At 39.1% G+C, this 25,194-nt stretch carries 26 protein-coding genes and 1 tRNA gene; 20 read left to right on the top strand and 7 right to left on the bottom strand.

The window, feature by feature from the left end:
- Positions 1 to 44: 44 nt before the first annotated feature.
- The 7 genes from queA to I6E69_RS05960 all read left to right on the top strand — a co-directional run bounded on the left by queA (position 45) and on the right by I6E69_RS05960 (position 8,330).
- Positions 45 to 1,076, top strand: a complete 1,032-nt coding sequence (gene queA, locus I6E69_RS05990; RefSeq protein WP_002957832.1) for a tRNA preQ1(34) S-adenosylmethionine ribosyltransferase-isomerase QueA — start codon at positions 45 to 47, stop codon at positions 1,074 to 1,076.
- A 183-nt stretch (positions 1,077 to 1,259) separates the two neighbouring features.
- Entirely contained in the window at positions 1,260 to 2,387 is a 1,128-nt protein-coding gene (gene tgt, locus I6E69_RS05985) for a tRNA guanosine(34) transglycosylase Tgt (RefSeq protein ID WP_002957831.1), read from the top strand.
- Positions 2,388 to 2,412: 25 nt separating this feature from the next.
- Positions 2,413 to 2,748 (top strand): preprotein translocase subunit YajC, encoded by a 336-nt coding sequence (gene yajC / locus I6E69_RS05980; RefSeq protein WP_002957830.1) that lies wholly within the window; start codon positions 2,413 to 2,415, stop codon positions 2,746 to 2,748.
- A gap of 19 nt (positions 2,749 to 2,767) precedes the next feature.
- Complete coding sequence (gene secD / locus I6E69_RS05975; RefSeq protein ID WP_197120821.1) at positions 2,768 to 4,627, top strand: protein translocase subunit SecD; 1,860 nt, start codon at positions 2,768 to 2,770, stop codon at positions 4,625 to 4,627.
- A gap of 9 nt (positions 4,628 to 4,636) precedes the next feature.
- The gene (secF, locus tag I6E69_RS05970; protein ID WP_002957828.1) at positions 4,637 to 5,584 is read left to right on the top strand and encodes a protein translocase subunit SecF; all 948 of its coding nucleotides are present in this window, start codon (positions 4,637 to 4,639) and stop codon (positions 5,582 to 5,584) included.
- A 129-nt stretch (positions 5,585 to 5,713) separates the two neighbouring features.
- Complete coding sequence (locus I6E69_RS05965; RefSeq protein WP_197120820.1) at positions 5,714 to 7,501, top strand: GGDEF domain-containing protein; 1,788 nt, start codon at positions 5,714 to 5,716, stop codon at positions 7,499 to 7,501.
- A gap of 19 nt (positions 7,502 to 7,520) precedes the next feature.
- Complete coding sequence (locus tag I6E69_RS05960) at positions 7,521 to 8,330, top strand: ABC transporter substrate-binding protein (RefSeq protein ID WP_197120819.1); 810 nt, start codon at positions 7,521 to 7,523, stop codon at positions 8,328 to 8,330.
- 53 nt (positions 8,331 to 8,383) lie between these two features.
- Here I6E69_RS05960 and suhB read toward each other — a convergent pair whose 3' ends face one another.
- Positions 8,384 to 9,187, bottom strand: coding sequence for an inositol-1-monophosphatase (suhB, locus tag I6E69_RS05955; RefSeq protein ID WP_002957826.1), 804 nt, complete (start codon positions 9,185 to 9,187; stop codon positions 8,384 to 8,386).
- A gap of 243 nt (positions 9,188 to 9,430) precedes the next feature.
- Here suhB and I6E69_RS05950 point away from each other — a divergent pair, with 243 nt between their 5' ends.
- Positions 9,431 to 9,847, top strand: a complete 417-nt coding sequence (locus I6E69_RS05950; protein WP_002957825.1) for a VOC family protein — start codon at positions 9,431 to 9,433, stop codon at positions 9,845 to 9,847.
- A 38-nt stretch (positions 9,848 to 9,885) separates the two neighbouring features.
- On the opposite strand, the gene I6E69_RS05945 is transcribed toward I6E69_RS05950, so the two are convergent.
- The gene (locus I6E69_RS05945) at positions 9,886 to 10,554 is read right to left on the bottom strand and encodes a LiaF domain-containing protein (protein ID WP_039488234.1); all 669 of its coding nucleotides are present in this window, start codon (positions 10,552 to 10,554) and stop codon (positions 9,886 to 9,888) included.
- 328 nt (positions 10,555 to 10,882) lie between these two features.
- Between I6E69_RS05945 and I6E69_RS05940 the strand changes: the two genes are divergently transcribed.
- The 5 genes from I6E69_RS05940 (at position 10,883) to I6E69_RS05920 (ending at position 13,732) form a co-directional block, all read left to right on the top strand.
- Positions 10,883 to 11,449 (top strand): BON domain-containing protein, encoded by a 567-nt coding sequence (locus tag I6E69_RS05940; protein ID WP_024597541.1) that lies wholly within the window; start codon positions 10,883 to 10,885, stop codon positions 11,447 to 11,449.
- Between the two features lie 72 nt (positions 11,450 to 11,521).
- On the top strand, positions 11,522 to 11,680 hold the full coding sequence (locus I6E69_RS05935; protein WP_197120818.1) for a YqaE/Pmp3 family membrane protein: 159 nt from the start codon (positions 11,522 to 11,524) through the stop codon (positions 11,678 to 11,680).
- A 386-nt stretch (positions 11,681 to 12,066) separates the two neighbouring features.
- Positions 12,067 to 12,546, top strand: a complete 480-nt coding sequence (locus I6E69_RS05930; protein ID WP_193225708.1) for a hypothetical protein — start codon at positions 12,067 to 12,069, stop codon at positions 12,544 to 12,546.
- Between the two features lie 252 nt (positions 12,547 to 12,798).
- Positions 12,799 to 12,875 (top strand) — tRNA-Ile (locus tag I6E69_RS05925).
- 275 nt (positions 12,876 to 13,150) lie between these two features.
- Entirely contained in the window at positions 13,151 to 13,732 is a 582-nt protein-coding gene (locus tag I6E69_RS05920) for an outer membrane beta-barrel protein (protein WP_197120817.1), read from the top strand.
- A gap of 112 nt (positions 13,733 to 13,844) precedes the next feature.
- On the opposite strand, the gene I6E69_RS05915 is transcribed toward I6E69_RS05920, so the two are convergent.
- On the bottom strand, positions 13,845 to 14,666 hold the full coding sequence (locus tag I6E69_RS05915) for a DUF4437 domain-containing protein (protein WP_197120816.1): 822 nt from the start codon (positions 14,664 to 14,666) through the stop codon (positions 13,845 to 13,847).
- A gap of 149 nt (positions 14,667 to 14,815) precedes the next feature.
- Between I6E69_RS05915 and I6E69_RS05910 the strand changes: the two genes are divergently transcribed.
- A complete protein-coding gene (locus I6E69_RS05910; RefSeq protein ID WP_197120815.1) occupies positions 14,816 to 15,769 on the top strand; it encodes a LysR family transcriptional regulator in 954 nt (317 codons plus the stop codon).
- 36 nt (positions 15,770 to 15,805) lie between these two features.
- Here the strand turns inward: I6E69_RS05910 and I6E69_RS05905 are convergent, their stop codons facing one another.
- Positions 15,806 to 16,135: a 5-carboxymethyl-2-hydroxymuconate Delta-isomerase gene (locus tag I6E69_RS05905; protein WP_002957818.1), complete on the bottom strand. Its 330-nt coding sequence runs from the start codon at positions 16,133 to 16,135 to the stop codon at positions 15,806 to 15,808.
- A 207-nt stretch (positions 16,136 to 16,342) separates the two neighbouring features.
- Between I6E69_RS05905 and I6E69_RS05900 the strand changes: the two genes are divergently transcribed.
- The 6 genes from I6E69_RS05900 (at position 16,343) to I6E69_RS05875 (ending at position 21,396) form a co-directional block, all read left to right on the top strand.
- Positions 16,343 to 16,828: a CreA family protein gene (locus tag I6E69_RS05900; RefSeq protein WP_002957817.1), complete on the top strand. Its 486-nt coding sequence runs from the start codon at positions 16,343 to 16,345 to the stop codon at positions 16,826 to 16,828.
- Positions 16,829 to 16,875: 47 nt separating this feature from the next.
- On the top strand, positions 16,876 to 17,649 hold the full coding sequence (locus tag I6E69_RS05895; RefSeq protein ID WP_197120814.1) for a hypothetical protein: 774 nt from the start codon (positions 16,876 to 16,878) through the stop codon (positions 17,647 to 17,649).
- A gap of 11 nt (positions 17,650 to 17,660) precedes the next feature.
- Positions 17,661 to 18,299: a LysE family translocator gene (locus I6E69_RS05890; protein WP_197120813.1), complete on the top strand. Its 639-nt coding sequence runs from the start codon at positions 17,661 to 17,663 to the stop codon at positions 18,297 to 18,299.
- 27 nt (positions 18,300 to 18,326) lie between these two features.
- Positions 18,327 to 18,821: a gamma-glutamylcyclotransferase family protein gene (locus I6E69_RS05885; RefSeq protein ID WP_182736984.1), complete on the top strand. Its 495-nt coding sequence runs from the start codon at positions 18,327 to 18,329 to the stop codon at positions 18,819 to 18,821.
- A gap of 15 nt (positions 18,822 to 18,836) precedes the next feature.
- Complete coding sequence (locus I6E69_RS05880) at positions 18,837 to 20,378, top strand: serine hydrolase (RefSeq protein WP_197120812.1); 1,542 nt, start codon at positions 18,837 to 18,839, stop codon at positions 20,376 to 20,378.
- Between the two features lie 100 nt (positions 20,379 to 20,478).
- A complete protein-coding gene (locus I6E69_RS05875; protein WP_197120811.1) occupies positions 20,479 to 21,396 on the top strand; it encodes a histone deacetylase family protein in 918 nt (305 codons plus the stop codon).
- A 13-nt stretch (positions 21,397 to 21,409) separates the two neighbouring features.
- On the opposite strand, the gene I6E69_RS05870 is transcribed toward I6E69_RS05875, so the two are convergent.
- From I6E69_RS05870 to I6E69_RS05860, 3 genes are read right to left on the bottom strand one after another with little or no spacing between them, the layout of a single operon-like run.
- Complete coding sequence (locus I6E69_RS05870; protein ID WP_002957811.1) at positions 21,410 to 21,703, bottom strand: hypothetical protein; 294 nt, start codon at positions 21,701 to 21,703, stop codon at positions 21,410 to 21,412.
- 6 nt (positions 21,704 to 21,709) lie between these two features.
- On the bottom strand, positions 21,710 to 22,519 hold the full coding sequence (locus tag I6E69_RS05865) for a DUF2797 domain-containing protein (RefSeq protein WP_024597548.1): 810 nt from the start codon (positions 22,517 to 22,519) through the stop codon (positions 21,710 to 21,712).
- A 22-nt stretch (positions 22,520 to 22,541) separates the two neighbouring features.
- Positions 22,542 to 25,082 carry an EAL domain-containing protein gene (locus tag I6E69_RS05860; RefSeq protein ID WP_197120810.1) on the bottom strand — a complete coding sequence of 847 codons (2,541 nt, stop codon included), beginning with the start codon at positions 25,080 to 25,082 and terminating at the stop codon, positions 22,542 to 22,544.
- Positions 25,083 to 25,194 lie beyond the last annotated feature (112 nt).

Genomic DNA, 25,194 nt, shown 5'->3' with positions numbered 1-25,194 from the left:
ACATATACACTTGGCGCGATTTTAAATGATGTGGATTACTAATTATGCGCGTGGCTGACTTTAGCTTTGACTTACCTGATGAATTAATAGCTCGTTTTCCTAAAGCGGACAGAACCAGCAGCCGTCTACTCACTTTAGATGGCCCAAGCGGAACTTTAGAACATAAAGTGTTTAGCGATATACTTGATTTAGTAAACGAAGGCGATTTATTGGTCTTTAACAATACACGCGTTATTCCAGCACGAATGTTTGGTCAAAAAGCTTCAGGCGGAAAAGTTGAAGTACTTGTAGAGCGGGTATTAGATGAGCATCGCGTACTTGCGCATGTACGGGCAAGTAAGTCGCTTAAGGTCGGTAACGAAGTTATTTTAGAAGGCAAAGCCAAGGCAATAATGGTTGCACGCCACGATACTTTATTTGAGCTTGAGTTCGATCATAGCCAAAACGTGCTAGATATACTTAATGATATTGGCCATATGCCACTGCCTCCTTATATTGACCGACCTGATACCGATGCTGACCGTGAGCGCTATCAAACTGTTTATGGAGAAAAGCCAGGTGCAGTTGCAGCACCAACTGCAGGTCTACATTTTGACGATAAGTTAATGACAGCACTCAAAGATAAAGGCGTAAATATGGCTTTTGTTACGCTACACGTTGGCGCTGGTACTTTTCAGCCGGTACGAGTTGATAGTGTTGATGAGCATGTAATGCACTCAGAGTACATAGAAGTACCTGATGACGTAGTTGCAGCTGTTGCGCAAACTAAAGCAAATGGTGGGCGTGTAATTGCGGTAGGCACAACTTCAGTTCGCTCATTAGAGTCGGCTGCTAAAGTTCACGGCGGCAAGTTAGATACGTATTTTGGTGATACCGATATATTTATTTTTCCGGGTTATCAATTTAATGTTGTTGATGCCATGGTCACAAATTTTCACTTACCAGAATCAACGCTTATAATGTTAGTCAGCGCATTTAGCGGCCAAGACAATATTATGGGCGCTTACAATACTGCAATAGAGCAGCAGTACCGCTTTTTTAGTTATGGCGACGCCATGTTTTTAACACGTAAGTAACAAAATATTGTTTAATACTCAGTAGAATATATTAAAACCCCCAGCTTAGTTGCTGGGGTTTTTGTTTGCGGCAATTGGCAAAACTGAATTTATCGCAGCTAATAGTATTAGTGAGGCAAAAAGGGTAGAATCAGGCGGTTAAATTATAGCTTGTTGGACTGTTTTTCCGACATTGAGGATGATATGAAATTTGAATTAGATTGTACTGACGGAAAAGCGCGCCGCGGCCGCTTAATTTTTGACCGAGGTGTAATAGAAACACCTGCTTTTATGCCTGTTGGTACTTACGGTACTGTAAAAGGTATGACGCCAGATGAAGTTAAAGCCACTGGTGCGCAAATATGTTTAGGTAATACCTTCCATTTAATGCTTCGCCCAGGTACTGAGATCATTAAACAACATGGTGATTTACACGACTTTATGAATTGGGACTTCCCAATTTTAACTGACTCAGGCGGTTTTCAAGTATTTAGCTTAGGCGCAATGCGCAAAATCACTGAAGAAGGCGTTTTATTTCAATCTCCAGTAAATGGTGATGAAATTATGATGTCGCCTGAAAAGTCGATGGAAGTACAGCGTGACTTAGGCTCAGACATCGTTATGATTTTTGACGAGTGTACGCCATACCCAGCGACTGAAAAAGAAGCTAAAGATTCTATGGAGTTATCTCTTCGTTGGGCTAAGCGCTCAAAAGAAGGGCATGGCGATAATCCATCTGCTTTATTTGGTATTATCCAAGGTGGTATGTACCCAGAATTACGTGCACAATCACAAGCTGGTCTTGAAGAAATTGGTTTTGACGGTTATGCATTAGGCGGCCTATCAGTAGGTGAGCCTAAAAACGAAATGATGAATATCCTTGATCATTGTGCGTTTAAAATGCCAGAAGACAAGCCTCGTTACCTTATGGGTGTAGGCAAGCCAGAAGACTTAGTTGAGTCGGTTCGCCGTGGTATTGATATGTTTGACTGTGTTATGCCAACACGTAATGCGCGTAACGGCCATTTATTTATTACCACGGGTGTAGTAAAAATACGTAACGCAGTGCATAAAACAGATACAGGGCCACTTGACCCTGAGTGTGATTGCCATACGTGTAAAAACTATTCACGAGCTTATTTGCATCACCTTGATAAATGTAACGAAATTTTAGGTGCGCGACTAAACACAATTCATAACTTACGTTACTATCAACGTGTTATGGAAGGTTTACGTAATGCAATTAGCGAAGGTAAATTAGAAGAATTTGTACAAGATTTTTATGCTCGCCGAGGCCAAGATGTGCCAGAGTTAGCAGATATAAAAAATTAAACTTTAAAATTAAAGAGGAAGTATCATGAGTTTATTTATTTCAAATGCACACGCAGCAGCTGGTCAACCTGCGGCAGGCGGTGGTTGGGAAATGCTAATAATGTTAGCTATTTTCGGTTTGGTTTTTTACTTTTTAATCTACCGCCCACAAGCTAAGCGCGTTAAAGAGCACAAAAGCTTAATGAGTATGATGGCTAAAGGTGATGAAGTACTTACCCAAGGCGGTTTAGTGGGTAAAATTGTGAAAATTTCTGAAGAGAAAGATTTCATCGTTATCTCTTTAAACGAGCAAGCAGAAGTTACAGTACAAAAATCTGCAGTATCTGCAGTATTGCCAAAAGGCACAATGAAGTCGCTATAAAAATAATAAGGACGACCCCGTGTTAAACAAGTTTCCAGTTTGGAAGTATTTACTTGTTTTAGCTGTGGTAGCCATTGGCCTTTTATATGCCTCTCCAAACTTGTATGGTCGTGATCCGGCCATACAAGTTTCAGGTGCTAAAGGCGCTGATGTCGATCTCAGTGTTGTAGACAAAGTAAACGCAATCCTTGAAAAAAATAATGTAACCGCTAAATCGACAATACTTGAAGATGGACAAATTTTAGTTCGTTTAAAAAATGTTGAAGAACAGCTCAAAGCGCATGATTTACTGCGTGATTCGCTGAGCGACGATTACATTTCTGCTATTAATATGGCACCTGCTCAACCAGCTTGGTTAAAAGCGGTTGGTGGTAACCCTATGAAGCTAGGTCTTGATTTAAGTGGTGGCGTACATTTCACCATGGAAATCGACATGGCAACAGCGGTTGATAACCAGCTTGAGCAAATGGAACAAGATTTTCGCAGTGACCTGCGCGAAGAAAAACTACGTTATCGTAGTGTTCGCCGCGTAGCAGGCTCCGATCGTATGCGTGTAGAAATGCGTACCGAAGAAGACAAAAATGCTGCAGAGAGTTTCTTAGAAACTCGCTACCCGCTAAATGTCTACATTGATGACAGCAGTAACGATAAAGCATTTTTTGCGACAATGAGTGAGCAAAAACTCAAAGAGATTCGTGACTACGCTATCAAGCAAAATGAAACGATTATTCGTAACCGTATCAACCAAATTGGTGTTGCAGAGCCTAACGTACAACGCCAAGGCGCTGAGCGTATTATTGTTCAACTACCAGGCATTCAAGATACTGCACGTGCTAAAGAAATTTTAGGCGCGACAGCAACACTTAAATTTCGTGAAGTAGACGAAAACGCAGATATTAGCGCTGCTGCCCAAGGTCGTATCCCAGCGGGTACTGAAATGATCATGAGCCGCGACGGTTACCCTGTTGTACTTAAAAAGCGTATTATTTTAGAGGGCAGCCATATTACGGGCGCGCAATCTGGCGCTGATGAATACCAACGTCCGCAAGTAAGTATTACGTTAGATAGCAAAGGTGGGGCAAAAATGAATGCCTTTACCAAGCGTGCTATTGGTAAGCGTATGGCAACGGTATTTATTGAGTACAAGCCATCAGGTAAAAAAGATGCAGACGGTAAAGCGCTTCCGCCTATTAAGGTTGAAGAAGTTATTAACGTAGCAACGATTCAAGCCCGTCTTGATCGCTCGTTCCGTATTACCGGCATTGATAACCCAGCAGAAGCACATAACTTAAGCTTACTACTTCGTGCTGGTGCACTTGTAGCGCCAATTCAAATTGTTGAAGAGCGCACAGTAGGTCCAAGCTTAGGACAAGAAAATATTGAAGCGGGTATGACTGCGGTTGCACTTGGCTTTGCGTTTGTACTTGTGTTTATGCTTGTGTACTACAAAGGTTTTGGTATGGTTGCAAACCTTGCGCTTGCGGCTAACTTAGTACTAATTGTAGGTGTTATGTCTTTAATTCCGGGCGCTACACTTACGCTACCTGGTATTGCCGGTATTGTATTAACGGTAGGTATGGCGGTTGATGCTAACGTACTTATTTTTGAACGTATTCGTGAAGAGCTGGCCGATGGCCGTAGCCCTCAACAAGCGATTCATTTTGGTTACGATAGCGCATTTAGTACTATATTTGATGCCAACATCACGACACTAATTGCTGCCATTATACTGTTTGCAGTGGGCACAGGTCCGATTGCGGGCTTTGCAGTGACACTTGCGATTGGTATTTTAACTTCAATGTTTACAGCCATCGTTGGTACCCGTGCGGTAATCAACTTATTTGTTGGTGGTAAACGCATTGATAAACTTTCGATTTAAGGAGCAGACATGCAAATTTTAAGTTTGGGTAGTAGAACCCTTCGTTTCATGTCTCTTCGAAAAGTGGCTATGGGTTTCTCGACGCTACTAATTTTAGCGTCGTTTGCATCAATTTTTATCAAAGGCCTAAACTTTGGTTTAGATTTTACCGGCGGTACTGCGGTAGAAGTGGGTTTTTCACAACCGGCTGACCTTAAAAAAGTACGTGATGCACTAGCTGATAATGGTTTTGCTGATGCATCAGTGCAGCTATTTGGTTCAAGCCAAGAAATTTTAGTTCGCTTAGCACCACGCGGTAGCGATGTAAAAGCTGAGGTGATTGGTAACCAAGTAATCGATGCACTTAAAAAAGCAGACGACAGCGTAGTAATGCGCCGTATTGAATTTGTAGGCCCAAGTGTAGGTGAAGACTTAAAAGAGCAGGGTGGCCTTGCCATGTTAACTGCGCTTATTTGTATCTTAATCTACGTTGCGTTTCGTTTTGAATGGCGCTTTGCAGTAGGTGCGGTAGGTGCACTACTACACGATGTTATCATTACTGTGGGTTTATTTTCGGTATTAGGTTTAGAGTTTGATTTAACTATATTAGCGGCAATTCTTGCGGTAATTGGTTATTCACTCAATGATACGATTGTTGTATCAGACCGTATACGTGAAAACTTCCGTAAGGTACGCATTGACGATACGATAGAAATTATTGATATTTCACTTACGCAAACACTTAACCGTACACTTGTAACATCAATCACGACTATTTTAGTATTGATTGCCTTGTTTGCATGGGGCGGACAAACCATTCATGGTTTTGCAACTGCATTACTGTTTGGTGTGTTTATTGGTACTTATTCTTCGATTTATGTTGCAAGCTCTGTTGCTATAGCAATGGGCGTAAGCAAAGAAGATTTAATACCTGAAGTGATAGAAAAAGAAGGCGCAGACCAAGACGCTATGCCGTAACTAGGTTTGTACTTAATAAAAACCGCTCTTATGAGCGGTTTTTTTATGAGCGCATTTTTTTGCGCAATAAAAATGTCATACACACTTGGTACTTTATTGCTCCAATCAAAATAGTTGTAAGGCAAATACGTGACGATTCAGCGCAAAGTATTAGAGTACATTTTAAAAAGCGGTGAAATAACAACGCTGTTTCAGCCTATTTTTGATATTAGTAATCAAGTTATTTTAGGTTACGAAGCACTTAGTCGAGGACCTAAAAATAGCCCGTTAGAAATGCCTAATACGTTATTTAAAGTTGCCCATGAGGAATGTTTAATTTCTGAGCTTGAATTACTATGTCGCTCTAAAGCGATTGAAAACTTTGTAAGGCTTAACCTACAAGGTAAATTATTTTTAAATGTAAGCCCTAAAACACTACTAGACCCTTGCCACCCTAAAGGGGAAACATTGCACCTAATAGAGCAATTTGGCTTAGCTGCTAACCGTGTAGTTATAGAGGTTACTGAGCAAGAAAAAGTAGATGATGGCTTCTTGTTATTAAAAACGATAGCCCATTATCGAGATCTCGGTTTTACTATAGCAATAGATGATTTAGGCGCTGGGTATTCAGGGTTAAAGCAATGGTCTGAACTATGCCCTGATTTTGTAAAAATTGACCGCTATTTTATTGATCATTGTGATGAAAGCGAAGTTAAAAAAGAGTTTTTGAAATCTATTACTATTTTGGCCAGAGCTACTAATACTCAGGTTATTGCCGAAGGCATCGAACGTCCAGAAGAGCTTACATTTGTAGAAAACTTAGGCATTAGTAATGTACAAGGGTTTTTACTCGAAAAGCCAAGCATAAAGCCAAGTGAAGATTTCAGCTCAGAGCAACTAAAAGCTATTTCATTTACGCAATCAAACACATTGTTTGATCAATCTATGGCCATAGGTCGCTTATCGATTACGCAACTTGCAATAAGCAGCGACACTCGCTGTAAAGATGCGCATAAGCTCTTTGAGCAAGATAAATCACTCATAAGCATTGCAGTGTTAAATACTGAAAACCAGCCAGTAGGGTTACTTCACAGAGATCAATTAACAGAAGTTTTTGCAGCGCCCTATGGGCATGCTCTTTACGATAAACGCCCCGTTACTGCACTGATGGATAAGCAGCCCTTAGTCGTTGACGAAAACCAATTACTCGATACCGTAAGTAAACAAATAACTGAGCAAGACTTTGATATACGCCGCCATATAGTGATAACCAGAGAAAACGCTTATTTAGGTTTAGCGCCGCTTCGCGATATTTTAAAACACATAACCGAAGAAAAAATACGCCATGCACAACACGCTAATCCACTGACTATGCTCCCTGGTAATGTGGCAATTAATGAAGCTATAGAGCAGCGATTAAAAGGTAGTAATCCGTTTTCACTCGCGTATATAGACTTAAATCATTTTAAGCAATTTAATGACTTATACGGCTACGCTAGCGGCGACAGTGTAATTAAACTATTAGCTGATGTAACAGTGCAAGCGTGTAAAAATAGTGCTAACTTTGTAGGACATATAGGTGGCGATGACTTTATGGTGGTGTTTGATCAGCACAACGCGGTTGATATATGCAATACCATTATTGAGCGATTTCAACTCCAGTCTCGTATATTTTTTACACCTGAGCACATAAAGAGCGAAGGGTATTGGGCCACAAATCGTGAAGGAGAAAAGCAATTTGTGCCTCTACTAACGTTATCGATTGGCTTAGTTGAGCCTGATTTACAACAATGTAAAAACAGTCACCAAGTTGCAGCACTCGCAACTGATGCTAAAAAAGAAGCCAAACGTTATCGCCATAGTTATTTGTTTATTTGCAAACGTAAAGGGCCTGCGCCCGCAGTGGTGCGCCTAGCAAGCAATAAGCAGGTAATTTAAATAAAAATAGGTAATTATTATGTTGCCAATAAAAATCTCGACCAGTGTACTTGGTCTGCTTGCAAGTTTTGCACTTATGGCGCAAGAGCAAATAATTAATGTAGCCCAAAAGCAAGATACTCAAAACGCACGAGAAGAGTACTTAAGTGAGTTACTGGTACGTGCACTTGAGAGTGTTAACTATCCTGGGGTTATTAGGATGACTCCCATATCAGAACAGCAAAAACGTAAGCTCATAAACCTAAATGATAACGAACTAGATATGTATTGGAGTATGAGTAGTCCAGAGCGAGAGGCACTTGCTTTAGCTATTAAAATACCACTATTTAAAGGTTACATAGGAAAGCGGGCTTTACTCACTAATAAACAAAACGTAGCACGCTTTAAAGACGTAAAAACCCTAGAGCAGCTAGGAGAGTTTTCAGCAGTGCAGGGTCACAACTGGCCAGATACAAGAATAATGTCCTATAACGGCTTACGTGTAAGGCCGCTTACCAATTACCAAGCCATGTTCACTTTAACGAGCCGTGGGCGAATAGATTACTTTCCTCGCTCGTTTATTGAGATTAATTCTGAGCTTATTGAAAACAAACAAAGTAACTTAGTCGTTGTGCCTAATTTATATATAAGCTACCCAACGGGTATATATTATTTTGTGACTAAGAGTAAACCCGAATTGGCAAAGGCTGTAGAGGAGGGCTTAATATTAATGCAGACAAACGGCGAGTTTGATGCTTTATTTGATGAATATTTCGCAAAAGATTTAAACTCGTTACCTTACGAAAAAGGTAAAACAGTAGAGTTGAAGCTAGATAACCCTTATTTTTAGGCACAAAAAAAGGAGCCTGGGCTCCTTTTTAGTATGCTATTAATAGCATTTAATTAGCGAAGTAACGACTCAGTTAATACTGGACGAATTTCACGAATAATTGCTTGAGTCAGTTTTGGTGAACCACAGATAATATTGCCGCTGTGGTTATAGTTATTACCACCGGCGAAATCTACAACCATACCGCCCGCTTCTTTAACCATTAGTTCGCCCGCAGCAGAGTTCCAAGGTTTTAAACCAATTTCAAAAAATCCATCAACACGGCCAGCTGCAACGTATGCCATATCTAAAGCAGAACAACCTGCACGGCGAATATCAGCAGTGTGTACAAACAATGCTTTAAACGCTTCAGTGTATGCATCCATGTGGTTTTTATTTTTGAAAGGGAAACCAGTAGCAAGTACAGTGCCTGCAAGAACCGTAGTTTTGCTAACGCGTAGACGTTTACTGTTTAACTGAGTGCCTTGACCGCGAGATGCAGTGAAAAGCTCACCACGAATTGGATCATAAATAACAGCTTGGTCTAAACGACCTTTAACTTTAAGTGCGATAGAAACCGCGTAATGAGGGATACCTTTGATGAAGTTAGTTGTTCCATCAATAGGATCTACAATCCATTGGTAATCATCATCCTTGCCTTTATGCTCACCTAGTTCTTCACCAACAATTGAGTGAGTAGGGTAAGACTGTAAAATAGTGTCACGAATTACGGCTTCGGCTTCTTTATCAATGTTAGTTACTAAGTCGTTAGCGCCTTTTTGTTGCACTTCAACTTTTGATAAATCTTCACTTGCGCGAAGTAAAATTTTGCCTGCGTTGCGCGCAGCGCGAACCGCAATGTTTAACATTGGATGCATGGTATTACCTTTGGGTTGTAAAAGAACGTTTATATATTTCAGCCGGCGTATTTTAGCGACTTTTGCCATAAAGTAAACAATAAACCCCAAATACTTGTGTTTGTTTTTTATACAAGATTGAAAAGTTTAAATATTTTTAAAAAATAATTATCTGCATTTAAATAAATTAATTTTAAATAACACTTTACCTAAAGTTAACTTGAGGTTTTATCGTACTCCTAACTTAACTGATAGGATAAAATTATGTATTTAGAGCACGTAAACTTAGTCGCGAGTGATATAGATAGTATGCTTACATTTTATCGCGCTGTATTTCCACATTGGTCGATTAGAAGTGAAGGCAGAGGTGACTGGCATGGAAAACCAAGACGCTGGGTACACTTTGGAGATGACACGCATTACATTGCGATAAGCAGTCATGGGGAGGGTGAAAACAGAAACTTATCGGGCCATCAAATTGGTTTTGCACACTTTGCTTATGTAACTAATAATTTAAGCGCAGTAGTAATGCGCTTAAATAAAGCGGGTTTTACTCTAAGCAAGCAAGGTAGCGAGAATCCTTTCAGAAAGAATGTCTACTTTATTGATCCTGCAGGGTTTGAAGTTGAGTTTGTAGAGTATTTAAGTGATATACCAAGCGAGCGAAATAACGATTTATAATAAAATACCAAGCAGCACGTTAAAGTGCTGCTACTCAATTATAGTGAGCGGTTATTATTACCCGTGCCAAACTGGGTTTTTAGCTCATTTGCAAAGCTTATAAATTTTTCTTTAATTGTGCGCTTTATTTTCACTTCAACCGAGCCCATTACTGCCTTTCCTTCAATATGAATCGTAGGGCCTTGGCGTTTGTTAAGCGACACAGATTTATTTTCAAGGCTACTTAAAATACAAAACATTTTAGACACTACATTGACATGCTCTGGTACGTAAATTTCATCGCTACCAAAAATACAGTTAACGTGAATAGTTACATTTTGATGCGCAAAAATAGCATCAGTAAAATCAAGCACCACCGATCCCATAAAGTTACTCAAATATATATTTTTTGGCACAACCCACTGACCACTTCGCTCGTTAGATCCTAAAATACTGCGTAATGTAAAATCATCATCACTGTTTTGCTGTGCACTATAATGTGGTGTAAATTGCGATTGTTTTTCTGCTTTATATTGCTGATCGGTATTAAGTGTTAAGTCTTCTACTAAGGCTAGCAGTGCTTCGTTATTAGGTGCATCCATCGCATTATCTAAACGTCTTTCAAATGCATCAACAGAAATAACACCATGACTGTAATTATAAATTAATTGATCAATCACTTGTTCGCGTACTTGCTCTATTGGGCGGTCTTCAACTTTTACAGACATGAGTTATTCCTTCTTATATTTACTATTGATACTGCTCTCGTAGTTAGGCTGCAAACCGCGTACCAAATATAATTTCATTAATTATCAATTGGTTATTTTTTAACGGTGTTTTTTGTTTTGTTATATTAACGATAGATTAACCAAAAGAGCAATTATCTAGCTATTTTCACTATTTGAGAAAGTTTTACCGAGTAGCCTGTAAATAGTTACACAAACATAGATAAGGTTTTATCTTTTAATTAATTCAAGTCTTTGAATTTTAAGTATAAATAAAGTTGGCCTGAAGTTCGCATTAGTTAAAGTGTCTTTAATCAAAAGGAGAAAGATTATGAAAACATTTAACAAATCTATTATCGCAGCTCTAGTTCTTGGTACTACGGCTATGGGTGCCCAAGCAAACAGCTGGGAAAACGAAAGTAAAGATGCTTGGATTGATGGTAAGGCAGAAACCGTTCTACTTATGAACACTAATCTAAACAACTTTGACATTAACACTGATGTAAAAAATGGCAAGGTAGTACTTACAGGTAAAGTTAATAGCGAACTCGATAAAGAGCTAGCAGAAGAGCTTGTACTTAGCCTAGATGGTGTAACTGATGTTGATAACAGCCTTACTGTTGTTAAAAGCATGGACACCGAAGATAAAAGCAACGACATGATGGACGATGATGATAACGACCTAACGGACGCTAAAATCACCACTGTAATCACAACTCGCTTCCTGTTTGACTCAGAAGTAGGTGGTACAGACATTGATGTTGATACCGACAACGGTGTGGTAACTCTGAATGGCTCTGTAGAGTCTGAAGCTGAAAAGCAACTAGCAGTTAAAATTGCTAAAAATGCTGAAGATGTTCGCGACGTAGTTGATAAACTAGCTATTGTTGCTGAATAATACAGTATAGTTAAGGCCCAGTAATACTGGGCTTTAAGTCTTTTTAATGCTTAATTTAAATGGAGTTTGATCATGGATATTATTCGTATAATACTTTCGGTTTTATTACCGCCATTAGGTGTGTTTTTGCATGTTGGCTTAGGTATGCATTTTTGGTTAAATATTCTATTAACACTGCTAGGTTATTTCCCAGGGTTAATACATGCAATCTACATTATTGCGAAAAAATAATGACAGATTATATATTGTGTAAGCCGACTACTGAGGTTTAGCTAAATACTTTAGTACCGATCGGCTCACAATATTAGTTTTTAGAGCGTTTTTAGATTAAATCCAATTTTTAAAACTCTTCAACCCATTAATTCACTTCCTTAACTCACTCCCAATATTATTTTAAAACTATACTTATTGTTTACTAATAAGCTTTCCAGCTAACAGTCGCGCTCAGATTCTGACTTGATGCCATTTAGGAAATCTTCAACATTAGCGTGTTTATACATCTACAATATACAATCAAATACTTTATTATTTAGTGACAATATTACCTTCACTTCTAGTGTTATCATTAAACTAGGTTCTAGGCATATTGAGGTAGTTAATTGAATATTCGACTTATAATGTCAGGCGTTGTGTCTTTCGTTTTTTATTTTAGTTGGGCCTACTGGGCAAATAGTGCGGCAGACATTGCTAAATCGGTCACTCTTCAAGCTGCATTAGTGCAAGGTTTGTATAGTGGATTTGTAACGCTGTTTTTTACCTTTATTTTAGAAAAGGTCGTCAACAAGTATAAGTTTAGTTATGTAACGCTTGCGTTCGTAACTCCAATTATTTGTATGTTTCATTCTAAAACACCACAAAACGTAGCAATACGACAAAGTTTTAATAATGCAATTAACTCTAGCGCTTCGTATTTAAGTAATAAAAAAATAGCAGGCGTACTTTTGGCGCCTATTATTCCGATTACTGTTCAATCGAGCTTAGTGATTATGGTGAATGTAGTTAATCAGACACCTAATTTGGCACTGACAGTAGCCCCAAGCATATTTTTTACAGCCTTGTATGCCTATACATATATGTTAGCTTTGCTTAAAAAGTAGAGGGTTAAATATAAAAGACTATATGGGATAGGGTTTTTTATAATTTAATGCAGTGAATAGCACGGGAAATATCTTACATTTTATGTTTATTCCCACTTAAAAGATTACTATTTAAGCAGTTAGCTTGTTGATTGTTAAAATAAAGGTTTTTGGTAGTGACAAGCACCTAAAAAGTTTTTATACTGCAACCCGCTTTAGTCGCTCTGTGACTGAACGCTTCAAAAATTAACTGCCTGGCAGTTATATAAAGTTGGCCCCTTAGCTCAGTTGGTTAGAGCACACGACTCATAATCGTTAGGTCCCCAGTTCGAGTCTGGGAGGGGCCACCACTTTTCTATTTTTTCAGAGTTTAAATTGCCTCATCTTATTTTAGCTTAGCAGTACACTCGTCTATATAGTTATATAGTTATATAGTTATATAGTTATATAGTTTCCCGCTTAAATTATTTGTTTCAGCCATTTGGTTTTTATTCTCAATCTTGTAATTAATAGGAACTATCAGAACTTTACTTTAAAATTATTTATTATTTGCAATCAATAATATAGTTGTGTACTTTCCTGGGGACAATTTAGGGTTGTTCAAATAAATTTATAAGGAAGTATTATGAAAACGAATAAAATTGCAATCTTACTGTTTACTGCTGCTGTTGCGAGCCCCGCTGTATTGGCAGAATCTCCAAACTTTAACTATGTTTCTGCTGGTTACCTTGATGGTGATATTGATGGCGATGATGCCGATGGTTGGACTCTTGATGGAAGCACGCTACTAGGCGAGAATTTTTTCCTATCTGGCCAATATCAGACTGTTGGTAATTCAGATGATGGTTTAGATGTAGACTTAAACTGGCTTAGTGCTGGAGTAGGTTATCGAACTGCTATTAGCGCGAGCACGGACTTTTATGGTTTATTAACATACGAAAACGTAGAAGCTGAGGCATCGTATCGTGGAAATAGTGCTTCAGAAGATGAAAATGGTTATGGCCTATCCATAGGCGTTCGATCAATGCTGAGCGATAGCATTGAACTAGATGGCCGTTTAGGCTACATCGATATTGAAGATGAGAGTGAAACATCTATCACTTTGGGTGCGCGTTATTACATGAATAAGAACTTTTCTATTGGTGCTAATTACACGACAATTGATGAGCTAGATTTGGTTAGCTTAACTGCTCGATACAGCTTTTAAGTAGTAATACATTAATTATATGTGAGCGCACTAAGCAGTGCGCTTTTTTATATTCGTTACTTTTCTATTTTGAGTTTTCTTACGAAAAGCTTAAGCTAGAGGCGTTAAGTATTTAATTAACTTGGTACTTACTGTTGGTACGAATGTAGATAGTTACAGGCTTATCGCGGTTATTTTCAAGCGAGTGAGTAAAGCGACCATTTGATTCTACATAGCTTCCTGCACTTAGGTTTTGTGCTTTATTTTGCTCGATTGAGTTGTAATTAATAGCACCTGCAATAACCACAGCGCGAAACTCACTAGCCTCAGTGCTTATTTCACCTTTGAAGCCTGCGGGTAATTTTATCATTGAGCCATTCATATCGGCTGTGCTTCCCCACAAGTAAGTAGATTTAACGCCAACTACGTTTATGTCGTCTAAATCACTATCGCTTAACCATACAATATTGTCTTTATGTAAGTTTAATGGGCGTTCGCCATTATCAAACAGCTCCTTTGGTGGCTTTACTAAGTAAGGGCCTGAGTCTATTTCGAGGTATATTAAGTTAGACTTGCCATTTGCGGCTGTGGTGTGGTTTTCACCTGCTGGCTGTGTCCAAAATGAGCCTGCTGGCATCCACATTTTTTCAGCGGCTGGGTCATCATTATGCATTTTGCCTTCAATGACAATACCGCGATAGGTGATGTTATGAATATGTGGTGGAGATTCAAATCCTTTCTTAAAGCGAACTAGCATACCTGTTGCAGTATCTGTTGTACGGTTACCCCAAAGATCGGCTGCGCCTGGGCTTTTATCGCCACGGAGTGGATTTAGGTAGCCCCAATCAATATTGCTAGCGGCAACTACTTTTGATGTGCTTTGCTGCGCAAAAGCAGGCGATGGGCTAAGTGTTGCTACAAGTGCAAGTGTTGATGCGTTTAATAATAGTTTCATAGGAATGCTCCGTTAAGTTGGTATGTGTGTATAGTACGGTTTAAAACTCACCCAATAAACGGGCAAATATTCAATACACTTTCGCAAAAACGTGGATAATAACTTTATAGTTAATATTTAATCCCGTAGTTAAACAGTAAGAGGTTTTGATGAAAATTGCTGACTTTCAAGTATTGCTTAAAGTAGCAGAGCTGCAATCTATTACGGCAGCTGCAAACCAATTAGATATGAGTTCATCGGCTGCAAGCGTATCTATAAAACGCATTGAAAAAGCACTTAACGCTCAGATTTTTGTACGTACCACAAGGCAAATACGTCTTACGTCTGAGGGTGAGCGTTATTTACCGTTATGCCAGCAAGCACTCGAATTACTGCAGCAAGGCCAAGTACTTATTCACGAAGAGCAGCAGTCTATAAGTGGTGAAGTGCGCATGGCGGTTTCCTCAGAAATGGGCCGTAATTTAATGCGTGTTTTACTTAATAACATTATGGATAAATACAGCGAAGTAACTTTGCGCTTACAAGCTAGTGATAGCCGTGCCGACTTTTATCGTGATGGTGTTGATGTTGCTCTAAGGGCAATCACTAAAGATGCAGCAAAAGAGCTCAATTTATATGGTTTTAAAATTTGTAATATTCCTCACGTGTTGTGCGCATCGCCAAGTTACATAACTAAGTACGGTGAGCCGTTAACGCCAGATGACTTACTTAATCATAATGCTCTTTTATATAAGTTATATGAAGTAGTTCACGATGATTGGGTACTTTATAATGATGATCAAAAATTCAAAATTAAAATGAATAGCGACCGTGCAGTTAACGATGGTGATATTGTAAGGCGTTGGTGTATTGATGGAACCGGTGTTGCCAAAAAATCAGCAATTGATGTCGCTCAAGATTTACTAAGTGGAAGGCTTCAAAGATTAATGCCGGAGTATAAAATCCCTTTAACTGAAATGTGGTTAGTACTGCCTAGTCGGCAGTTAATTTCACCCGCTATTAGGCTAATTCGCGATGAGCTAAAACAAACAATTAATGAATTAAGGGAGCAATTAATTGCTGAGGGAACTTTAACTATTGATGAGTGGCCTACGACTACATAAAGTATTTATAGACCACTGAATTGGTTTGCTGAGAGATTAGTTTTTACGGTATATCTCATGCTCAATATCGTAAATATTTACGCTTAGACTGTCTGATGCTCTGCAATATGTTTTTAAACATGAAAGTAGCAGTTCGCTTAACATTTGTTTTTGTTCAATTGAGCGTCCTGCCAAAATATGTACCGCGATATGTATAAACCCTGATTTTCCTGCGCCAAGTTGATACTGCTGATAAGCAATAGCACGTGTTTTGATGGTTTCTAATTCAAACAAGTTACTTTCAAAAGCGGTTGTATGAATTTTTTCTACCAGTACTTGAGGTAAAACGGGGAGGTCTTCTGAGTGTTCAATAATAATGTGCGGCATTTAGGCGTTTCCTATTATGAGTTACTACATGAGCGAGAGGTAATTGTACCAAATACAAGAGGGGTCACTAAACCCTGAGCTATCTAAAATCTTTACTTTAAACTAATTTAGTCGTATTTATTTTTGATGTTAGTATAAAAACAAACAGGTGAACCTTCGCTTAGTAACTCATCTACTAAGTTACCTATATATTGATTAAGGATAAGTATGAAATTACCACAAAAATTTAAACGTTTAGCTTTACTTGCAGGTGCAATTGTTACGTTAAGTGCTTGCTCTGACGATGTTGCGTCGGTAAGCCTTGGGTTATTTACAACTAAAGATGTTGTGGTGAATTCGCAGCAAGATCCTATTGTTGAGGGCGTTACTTGTCATATTAGTCATATAGAGGCTAATTTGGACTTTTCTGATCCCTCTGATATGTCTATAGCGTGTCGTCAAACGGGGCCAATTACAGCGCAGCAGCTACAAAAAATAGACCGTAGCAAGTCGGGCGAGGTGATCTTTAAATCATCTAAAAGTATATTATTTAAATCACTAAAAGTGCGTCGTATTTACGATGCTGAAAATCGTACTTTATTGTACTTATCGTACTCAACTAAAGAGTCCAGTGGAAGCCACCACCATGCGCTATCAACAGTGCCGCTATACAATACTCAAGCGTGGGACTGGGCGCTTACACAAAAAGACTAAGTTAGCACCTACGTAAGCACCTAAACTAAAACCTAAAAGAGCACACTATGTTAGCTTTATTTAAATCAAAGCCATTATTAGAGCAGCAAGAGCAGCAATGGCTTATTGATACATTTATTTGGGCTGTAGAAAACTTTGATGCTGAGTTTTTTACAAAGCACACTCAAATAATACTGCCAACGGCCACTTTTTTCCCTGATTCGGTATCGAGCATTGAAGAAATGGCGAGTAATGTTTTTAACCGCGTTACTAATTACGCGGGTATGAACGCATGGCCTATCCAACTAGTTGCACCGCAGCAATTACAACCGCAAGTTTTTCCACACTTTGAATTTAGCAATGAAATACGTGGCGAAGGCAGCCATTTAATTGTGCCGCCAAGCCATACGATTAATATTTCTTTTAATCCTAATCAGATTAATCAGCCACAAGATTTGGTGGCAAGTTATGCAGGTACTTTAGCTACCATACTTATACATCACGCTGGGGTGCTGCCGCCTGGTGGTAGGGAGTATTTACCACAAGCTGCTGATGCGCTTGCTTGTTTTTTAGGGTTTGGTGTGATGATGAGCAATACGGTGTATCAGTTTAAAGGCGGGTGTGGCTCTTGCTATAACCCATACGCTAACCGTGAAGCTAAGTTAAGTGAAACGCATACGGTATTTATGCATGCCCTAATTAGTTACTTTAAAAACGATAAAGTGTCTAAAAAGCATTTAAAGCCGCATTTACGTGGCCAGTTTAAAAAAGCACAAAAAGAAATTAAAGCATTGGTAAATAACTCGGCCAACCCGCTGTTATTAGCTTATTCGCCAAACTAGCAAGGATTTGCGTGGAATACTTAGATGAATTTTTACTGATTGTTATTGCTCATTTTTTTGCAGTAGCAAGCCCAGGGCCCGACTTTGCCGTTGTGCTCAAGCAAAGTGTGCAACAAGGTAGGCGCAATGCATTGTGGACAAGCGCCGGTGTTGGCGCTGCTATTTTACTGCACGTTGCCTATTGCGTTTTAGGTGTTGCGCTTATTTTAACGCAATCGCCTAGTTTATTTATGGCGCTCAAGTACCTTGCTGGTGCATATTTAGCTTACTTAGGCGTACAAGCTCTTAGAACTGCAAAGCCGCCTGCAAGTAATGAAGGCGAGGCTGTAAAAGATGTTGAAAACAAAACCGTTCAAGAGGAACCCGTTTGGGTGGCTTTTAGGCGCGGCTTTTTCACCAATGCATTAAACCCAAAAGCCACGTTATTTTTTATGTCGTTATTTACACTCGTGATTAGCCCAACAACACCTACTAGCATACAGGTCGGCTACGGCGTGTACATGGCATTGGCTACTTGGGCGTGGTTTTCAATGCTTTCAATGATGCTTTCTCGCGATAATGTAAGGGGCTTTTTCCAACAACGCGGTTATTGGTTTGACCGTGGAATTGGCATTATTTTAATTGCACTTGCAGTACGTGTTGTTATTTAACTTATTCAAAAAGCGCAGGAGATAAAAATGCCGCTATATAATTTTTCGTTTGGTTCTAATATGTCATCTAACCGTTTGTTAGCGCGCTTGCCCAATGTAAAGCGTGTAGGAACTGCGATACTTAAAGGCTACGAGCTTACTTTTGATATGCTATTTAAAGATGGCTCAGGTAAATGCAGTATTTGTCCAAGCGATAAAGAAGATGCATTGGTTTACGGCGTTATTTATGAGCTCAATGAAGAAGAAAAAGCTATTTTAGATGGTATTGAGGGCGTAGGTTACGATTGTGTAGATATAGCCCCAACGCTTTTAACGGGTGAGACTGTAGCCGCACATTGTTATATAGCTAATACCCATGACAGCGATGTACTCCCATATGATTGGTATATAAAACACGTTCATCGCGGTTCACTTGAAGCGGGCGTACCAAAAGAATACAGTGATGCCATATTAAATCGCGCACAAAAAAGCGACACCAATCAAGAGCGCGCAGCAATTGAATTTGCAGTTCATCAAAAATAATAAAATAGGATTGATATGAAATTAACCAAACTTGCCGCAATTGCACTATTAGCAGGCACTACGTTTAGCAGCTGGGCACAAGTTGATACCAACAAAATTGACGACGTAATTAAAGCGTCAATGGCACGTTTTGATGTACCCGGTATGGCAGTTGCCATTGTTGAAAACGATAAAGTAATATTTGCTAAAGGCTTTGGTGTAACTAATCTCGATACCAACAAAAAAGTAAACAAAGACACTTTATTTGGTATTGCTTCAAACACAAAAGCATTCACTACTGCGGCACTGGCAAAGTTGGTTGATGAAGGTAAATTAAGCTGGGATGACCGCGTAATTGATCATTTACCAGAGTTTAGATTGTACGACTCGTACGTAACACGCGAAATGCGTATTCGTGACTTATTAAGCCATCGCAGTGGGCTTGGGCTTGGGCAAGGCGATTTAATGATTTGGCCAAGTACCGATAAATCAGTTGATGAAATTTTAGCGGGATTACAGTATTTAAAACCAGCGAGCAGCTTTCGTAGTAAGTACGCTTATAACAACTTGATGTTTGTTACCGCTGGTGAAGTGGTTGCACGTGTGTCGGGTATGAGCTGGAACGATTACATCGAAAAAAATATATTACAGCCGCTGCACATGGATAACTCACGCGCGGGCTTTTCACGTATTCCTAAAAGTAATAAAAACTGGGCGACAGGTCATATTCCTATGGATGGCACGCTTCATCCATTTTTTGTGAACTACCTTGAGGACTTTAGAGGCGCAGGCGCCATTGCTTCAAGTGTAAGCGACATGAGCCAATGGCTTCGTACGCAATTAGCAGGCGGTAAAATGCCTAATGGCGAGCAGCTGTTTAGCGAAAAGCAACAAGCGCAAATGTGGCACCCACATATTACGTCTATGGCGTCTAGAAGTGCGTTTGAATCGTATCATCAGCAGTTTAGGGGTTATGGGTTAGGCTGGAGTATTGAAGACTACCACGGCTTTAAAAAGTTAGGTCACGGCGGTGGTATTTTGGGAATGGTATCGCAAGTTACTTTATTGCCTGAGAAAAAACTCGGTATTGTTATTTTATCTAATCAACAAGCTTTTGGTGCGCTTTCGGCGGTAACCCATGAAGTACTTGAAGATGCGCTTGAACTTGAAGATAAAGACTGGGTAGAAGATTTAGCTAAAAGTCATTTTGAAGGCAAACAACAAGCGTATGCTAATGCAAAACCAGAAGCCCCCGCTGACTACCAACCACAATTACCAAATATTAATTATACTGGTACATTGCACGATGATTGGTATGGCGATGTAATTATTGAGCAGTTAGATGGTAAATTACGCATTGATTTTACCCACACTAAACGCTTGAAAGGCACTCTGGAGCATTACACTGGCAATACATTTATTGTTAAGTGGGATGAAAAGCTACTAGAAGCAGATGCGTTTATTCGTTTTGAAATGAGCTCACAAAACCGTGTAAACAGTGCCAAAATGCGCGCGGTATCAACACAAGTGACCGACTTTAGCTTTGACTTTAGAAACCTACATTTAAAAGCAAAATAGCTAATATTGATATTTAAAGTATTGATATAAACCAAAGTCGCAAAGCCACCCATCGGTGGCTTTGCTATATTAAGTTTTTACACCTTGTAAGGGACTTTTTATGCGTACCGCTGTTATTTCTCATCCTCATTGCCGTAAGCATAAAATGATAGACGACCACCCCGAGTGCCCAGAGCGTCTAGATGCCATAACCGATAGATTACTTGCCAGCGGCGTAGATGTTGGCTTAACACACCTACAAGCACCCAAGGCCGAGCGTGAGCATTATTTACTTGCTCACGATGAAGCTTTACTTAAACACGTAGAAAATACGCTACCAACAGAAGGGCTCGCTAATTTAGATGGCGATACGTGGCTGTGCCCCGATTCGTTTAAAGCGATTGAGCGGGCAGTAGGTGCAGGATTGTTAGCGGTTGATGAAATACTTGCCGATAAACTCGATGCTGCTTTTTGCTCAGTACGCCCGCCAGGGCATCACGCTAATAAAAACACATCATCTGGGTTTTGTGTGTTTAATAACTTAGCTATTGCTGTTAAGTACGCACAAAGCAAAGGGGTTAAGCGCATTGCTATTGCGGATTTTGATGTACACCACGGTAATGGCACGCAAGATATTTTTATTGATGACGAAAATGTACTGCTTTGTTCGTTATTTCAGTATCCGTTTTATCCAAATACAGCGGTTAAAAATAATAGCCATATAGTTAATTCACCTCTGCTAATTGCCAGTAATGGCGACGATTTAAAAGAGGTGTTTACTGGGCAATGGCTACCAAAATTAAAAGCGTTTAAACCTGAATTACTTTTTATAAGCGCAGGGTTCGATGCTCACCTAGAAGATGATATGGCAAGCTTAAAATTTGTTGAAGATGACTATATTTGGCTTACCGAGCAACTATGTGGTGTTGCTAAAGAGGGCGGTTGCAAAGGGGTTATTTCGTATTTAGAAGGTGGCTATGCGCTATCAGCTTTAGGTCGCAGTGCTGTAGCGCATATAAAAGTGCTTACTGAGGTTTAAATAAAGAGAGTGTTTATAGCCCTAGTAAATCAAACGCCTGCGCTGTGCTTAGGGTTTTGATTTTACCAAGGCAGCATTGTCCTTCATTTAATAAGTAAGCTGTAACAAGCTGTGCTAGTTGCTCGCCATTCAATTTAGGGCAAACAGTGCCTTGTAAATTAAGGTAGTCACCTTGCTTGTTAAGTACTCGCACATCGCTTAGCTCACTTTGCGTAACGCTGTGTAAGCACTCTTGTTGCTCTTGTTGGTTATGGGCTATCTCAAGCTCATTATAAATAACCAATAATTGTGGGTAGCTGTTTAACATAGCCCGTTAGCCTACGGTTACTTCATAAGACGTAAATTTACGTATATTAATAACGCCTTTTTCAAAGATTAAGTACTGACCTTTAATACCTTGTAAAACACCACTTACAACAGGGTCTTTATCAAAGTTAAATGAGCTGATTTTTGTTGGGTATTCGGTTACTGGAAAGTTTAAATCAACCACATCTTCATCAAGTTGCTCTATGGCTGTTGCGCCAAATAATTCACTGAGCTCGTTTAGCTTTTCGCTAATTTGTGGGATCAGCTCGGCTGCCGCTGCCTTTAAGTCAATTGCGTCGTTTTGACCTTTTAGCATATTGCGCCAATTAGTTTTGTCGGCAATAAATTCAGCCAATGCAACTTCTACTAAACCGGATTGCAGGCGAGTTTGCACTTTAAAAATAGGTAATGCCTGAGTAGCGCCTTGATCAACCCAGCGAGTTGGTATTTGTGTGTGGCGGGTAATACCTACCTTTAAACCTGAGGTATTAGCGAGATACACATAGTGTGGGATCATGCAGTTTTCTTCGCCCCATTGCGGCTCTCGGCAAGTGCCTTGATCGTAGTGGCAGGTTTCTGGTTTCATTATGCACATATCGCAACTAGCAAGCTTGCGCATGCATACAAAACAGTGACCTTGAGAATAGCTTTTTTTTGTTTTTTTACCGCAGTTAGAACATAAAATAGTGCCACTAAAGGTAAGCGTAAGCTCCTTACCTATAAATGCATTTAAGTCTACTAAGTGTTCACCTACAGGTAAGTGATATTGTACTGGTTCGGTTAAGCTCGATTTTAGTTTACGCAGTGTGCCTTGCATCTTTACTTGGCCCCTAAAGATGTTAAAAAGAGGAGTCTAACATTTTTAAGCTATATTGGCTTTTTAAGAAGTGTAAATAGTCGGTGTAAGGCAGTGCTTTTGCGTATAAATAACCTTGGGCGCAATCAGCGTTCATATCTTTGAGCAAGTGATGGATTTCTTGGGTTTCTACCCCCTCAATTGTTATTGATAAATTGAGGTTATGCGCCATATCAATGGCTGTTTGTACAATAACTTGGTGAGTTGGGTTATTAGGCAAATCAAAAACAAATGACTTATCTATTTTAAGCTCACTAAAGTGATAATTAACTAAGTAGCTAAGTGACGCATAGCCTGTCCCAAAGTCATCCAGTACCACTTTAATACCTAATGCGGTTAGCTCATCAACTAACTTTATAAGTGCATCTTGACTATCTACGAAGGCCGATTCGGTTAGTTCAAATTTAAGTAAGTGTGCCGGCACTTGGTATTTAATTAAAATATTTTCTACTTTTTCGGCTAAATTATTTATGGTTAAGTTTTTAGCACTTAAATTTACGCTAATTGTGTGCTCGTTATAGCCATTTTTTGTAAGCTCAACTATGTCTTTACAAGCTTGCTCTATTACCCACAGTGTTAGCTCGTTAATAATACCTGTGTGTTCAGCAAGTATTATTAGCTCTTCAATTGATAAGTTGCTGTAAGTTGGGTCGGGCCAACGTAATAAAGCTTCAGCACCACTTACGTGGTTACTTAATAAGTTTATTTGAGGTTGGTAGTAAAGCGCCAGTTGATTTGTTTTTATGGCTTGTTGCAGCTTAGCGGCTAGAGCAACGTCCATCATCAGATTATTACCGTTTGACGATGACCCAACTTGATTAACGCTACCTTTTGCTTTTTTAAGCGCTAAATAACCACGCTTTAACCAATATTCAAAGTCGTTACTCTTGCCTGCACTACTAATACCTATACTGTAACTAAGCTGCAGGTTTAGCCCTTTAATTTCATATTGTTTTGGTAGGCTACTAATTATTTTAGTCAGTAGTGCTTCTAGCATTTCTTGGTTTTGTGTTTTTGTAGAAATACAGGCAAATACACCACTGCTTAAATCGGCTAAGCGAGGACTGGTGTTTAAATCTGTTTCGAGGTTTGTAAATTCACGTTCATGGCTGAGTTCTAATTCAAGCTCTTTGGCTATATGCTTTATAAGTGTGTAGCCCTGAGAAGAGGTAATAATCGTATTGAGTGAATTAAAGTGACGTATTTTTATTAAACACAACGTTGTTGAGCGATTTTGGCTTTGTAGTGCCATAAATGCTTGTTTTAGCTTGGAGCTATTAAGTAATCGTGTTTGTTGTGTATGCGTGGCATGATAAAGCGCACGTTCGCGCTGATACCTTACCCTGTCTGCTAATGCCATCGCCATTAAAATAACTTCACACAAAATAGCGACTAAAAAGGCATGGCGGGTTGCAAAGGTATACGGTAAAACACCAGTGAGTTCCATAGGTTGAATTGCCGCACCAAAAATTAGCGGTATCCATGATAAAACATAAAACTTAGCCCACCTAAAACCACTGCGTAACTTGTTATATATTAAAATAATACAAGTAATATAAAGCAGTACCATTACACCAAAAAATATAGGAGCCGCTATATTTTCAGGAATAAACAAGCTACATACAGCAAGAGTAAACATAAGCCAAAGTAGAGCTATGCTCATTTTGTAACGCCAACACTTATCTTTATGATAGCGCAAAAACATGGTGCAAAAAGCAAGGGTGAAAAAGGCGACCCCATAATTACTAAACACAATTTGTTCGTGAATAAAGAGCTGCCATTGCTTAGGCCATAAATAAAAACCAAAGCCCAGTACAGCACCCATTAGTGTAATAGCGCTGACGATGTAGCCAATATAAATTAAATAAACACGGTCTTTTATACCAAAATAAAGCACCAAGTTATAAAGCGCAGCCATCAATAGCACGCCTACAAAAATACCCCAGATCCCAGTTTGAGATCGCACTAAGTCAATAAACTCTTTATCACGATACAAGTTTACAGGTGTTTTACTTATGCCTATTGTGTCTATTTTTATTACTAGGCGTTGTGATGATTTTCTTTCTACTAAAAAGCGAATATGCGGTACGCTGTATTCAAACAAAGAGAGGGCTTCTTCTTTATCGCCGAGTTTGTATGTTTCAACTAGTTTGTTATTTTTATCGAGGCGATAAACCGTAAGGTGATCGACCATAGGGTTGTCAAAATGTGCCACAACATTTTGCTTGTTAAGGCTTTTATTTTCTAAATCAAGAAACAACCAATAATTTTGTTGGCTAAAGCTCCATGGAACATCTGAAAATGGTTGATGAGTAAGTAATTCAGGTTGGTTAATGATGGTATCGAATGTTTTAGTTTTGGTTTTGTCAATATAGTAGGCGTAATCGAGGTACATTGGAGCCGTTTTATCAATTGTATATCGTGTAGGCACGACTAAGTTTGATGCCAATGTACTGATTATAAAAAATATAAAAATCAGTATGGCAACAGCAATTGCATGGTAACGTAAAGTTCTTAGTTCCAACGTTAATTTACTTTTAAAAAACCTTTTAATTAGTGTAGCACTAAAAAAGCGCAGGGAAACTGCGCTTTTTTAGTTAAATTAATTGGTTATACCAATGAATAGGTATTATAGG

The organism is Pseudoalteromonas sp. NZS100, from assembly GCF_015864815.1.
Lineage (GTDB): Bacteria > Pseudomonadota > Gammaproteobacteria > Enterobacterales > Alteromonadaceae > Pseudoalteromonas > Pseudoalteromonas distincta.
This window is presented reverse-complemented; position numbering and strand designations above follow the sequence as displayed.

What these genes read in the sequence shown, in the direction of transcription:
- queA (WP_002957832.1), top strand. Translation starts at nt 45, where the DNA reads ATGCGCGTGGCTGACTTTAGCTTTGACTTACCTGATGAATTAATAGCT.
- tgt (WP_002957831.1), top strand. Translation starts at nt 1,260, where the DNA reads ATGAAATTTGAATTAGATTGTACTGACGGAAAAGCGCGCCGCGGCCGC.
- yajC (WP_002957830.1), top strand. Translation starts at nt 2,413, where the DNA reads ATGAGTTTATTTATTTCAAATGCACACGCAGCAGCTGGTCAACCTGCG.
- secF (WP_002957828.1), top strand. Translation starts at nt 4,637, where the DNA reads ATGCAAATTTTAAGTTTGGGTAGTAGAACCCTTCGTTTCATGTCTCTT.
- I6E69_RS05960 (WP_197120819.1), top strand. Translation starts at nt 7,521, where the DNA reads ATGTTGCCAATAAAAATCTCGACCAGTGTACTTGGTCTGCTTGCAAGT.
- suhB (WP_002957826.1), bottom strand. Translation starts at nt 9,187, where the DNA reads ATGCATCCAATGTTAAACATTGCGGTTCGCGCTGCGCGCAACGCAGGC.
- I6E69_RS05950 (WP_002957825.1), top strand. Translation starts at nt 9,431, where the DNA reads ATGTATTTAGAGCACGTAAACTTAGTCGCGAGTGATATAGATAGTATG.
- I6E69_RS05945 (WP_039488234.1), bottom strand. Translation starts at nt 10,554, where the DNA reads ATGTCTGTAAAAGTTGAAGACCGCCCAATAGAGCAAGTACGCGAACAA.
- I6E69_RS05940 (WP_024597541.1), top strand. Translation starts at nt 10,883, where the DNA reads ATGAAAACATTTAACAAATCTATTATCGCAGCTCTAGTTCTTGGTACT.
- I6E69_RS05935 (WP_197120818.1), top strand. Translation starts at nt 11,522, where the DNA reads ATGGATATTATTCGTATAATACTTTCGGTTTTATTACCGCCATTAGGT.
- I6E69_RS05930 (WP_193225708.1), top strand. Translation starts at nt 12,067, where the DNA reads ATGTCAGGCGTTGTGTCTTTCGTTTTTTATTTTAGTTGGGCCTACTGG.
- I6E69_RS05920 (WP_197120817.1), top strand. Translation starts at nt 13,151, where the DNA reads ATGAAAACGAATAAAATTGCAATCTTACTGTTTACTGCTGCTGTTGCG.
- I6E69_RS05915 (WP_197120816.1), bottom strand. Translation starts at nt 14,666, where the DNA reads ATGAAACTATTATTAAACGCATCAACACTTGCACTTGTAGCAACACTT.
- I6E69_RS05910 (WP_197120815.1), top strand. Translation starts at nt 14,816, where the DNA reads ATGAAAATTGCTGACTTTCAAGTATTGCTTAAAGTAGCAGAGCTGCAA.
- I6E69_RS05905 (WP_002957818.1), bottom strand. Translation starts at nt 16,135, where the DNA reads ATGCCGCACATTATTATTGAACACTCAGAAGACCTCCCCGTTTTACCT.
- I6E69_RS05900 (WP_002957817.1), top strand. Translation starts at nt 16,343, where the DNA reads ATGAAATTACCACAAAAATTTAAACGTTTAGCTTTACTTGCAGGTGCA.
- I6E69_RS05895 (WP_197120814.1), top strand. Translation starts at nt 16,876, where the DNA reads ATGTTAGCTTTATTTAAATCAAAGCCATTATTAGAGCAGCAAGAGCAG.
- I6E69_RS05885 (WP_182736984.1), top strand. Translation starts at nt 18,327, where the DNA reads ATGCCGCTATATAATTTTTCGTTTGGTTCTAATATGTCATCTAACCGT.
- I6E69_RS05880 (WP_197120812.1), top strand. Translation starts at nt 18,837, where the DNA reads ATGAAATTAACCAAACTTGCCGCAATTGCACTATTAGCAGGCACTACG.
- I6E69_RS05875 (WP_197120811.1), top strand. Translation starts at nt 20,479, where the DNA reads ATGCGTACCGCTGTTATTTCTCATCCTCATTGCCGTAAGCATAAAATG.
- I6E69_RS05870 (WP_002957811.1), bottom strand. Translation starts at nt 21,703, where the DNA reads ATGTTAAACAGCTACCCACAATTATTGGTTATTTATAATGAGCTTGAG.
- I6E69_RS05865 (WP_024597548.1), bottom strand. Translation starts at nt 22,519, where the DNA reads ATGCAAGGCACACTGCGTAAACTAAAATCGAGCTTAACCGAACCAGTA.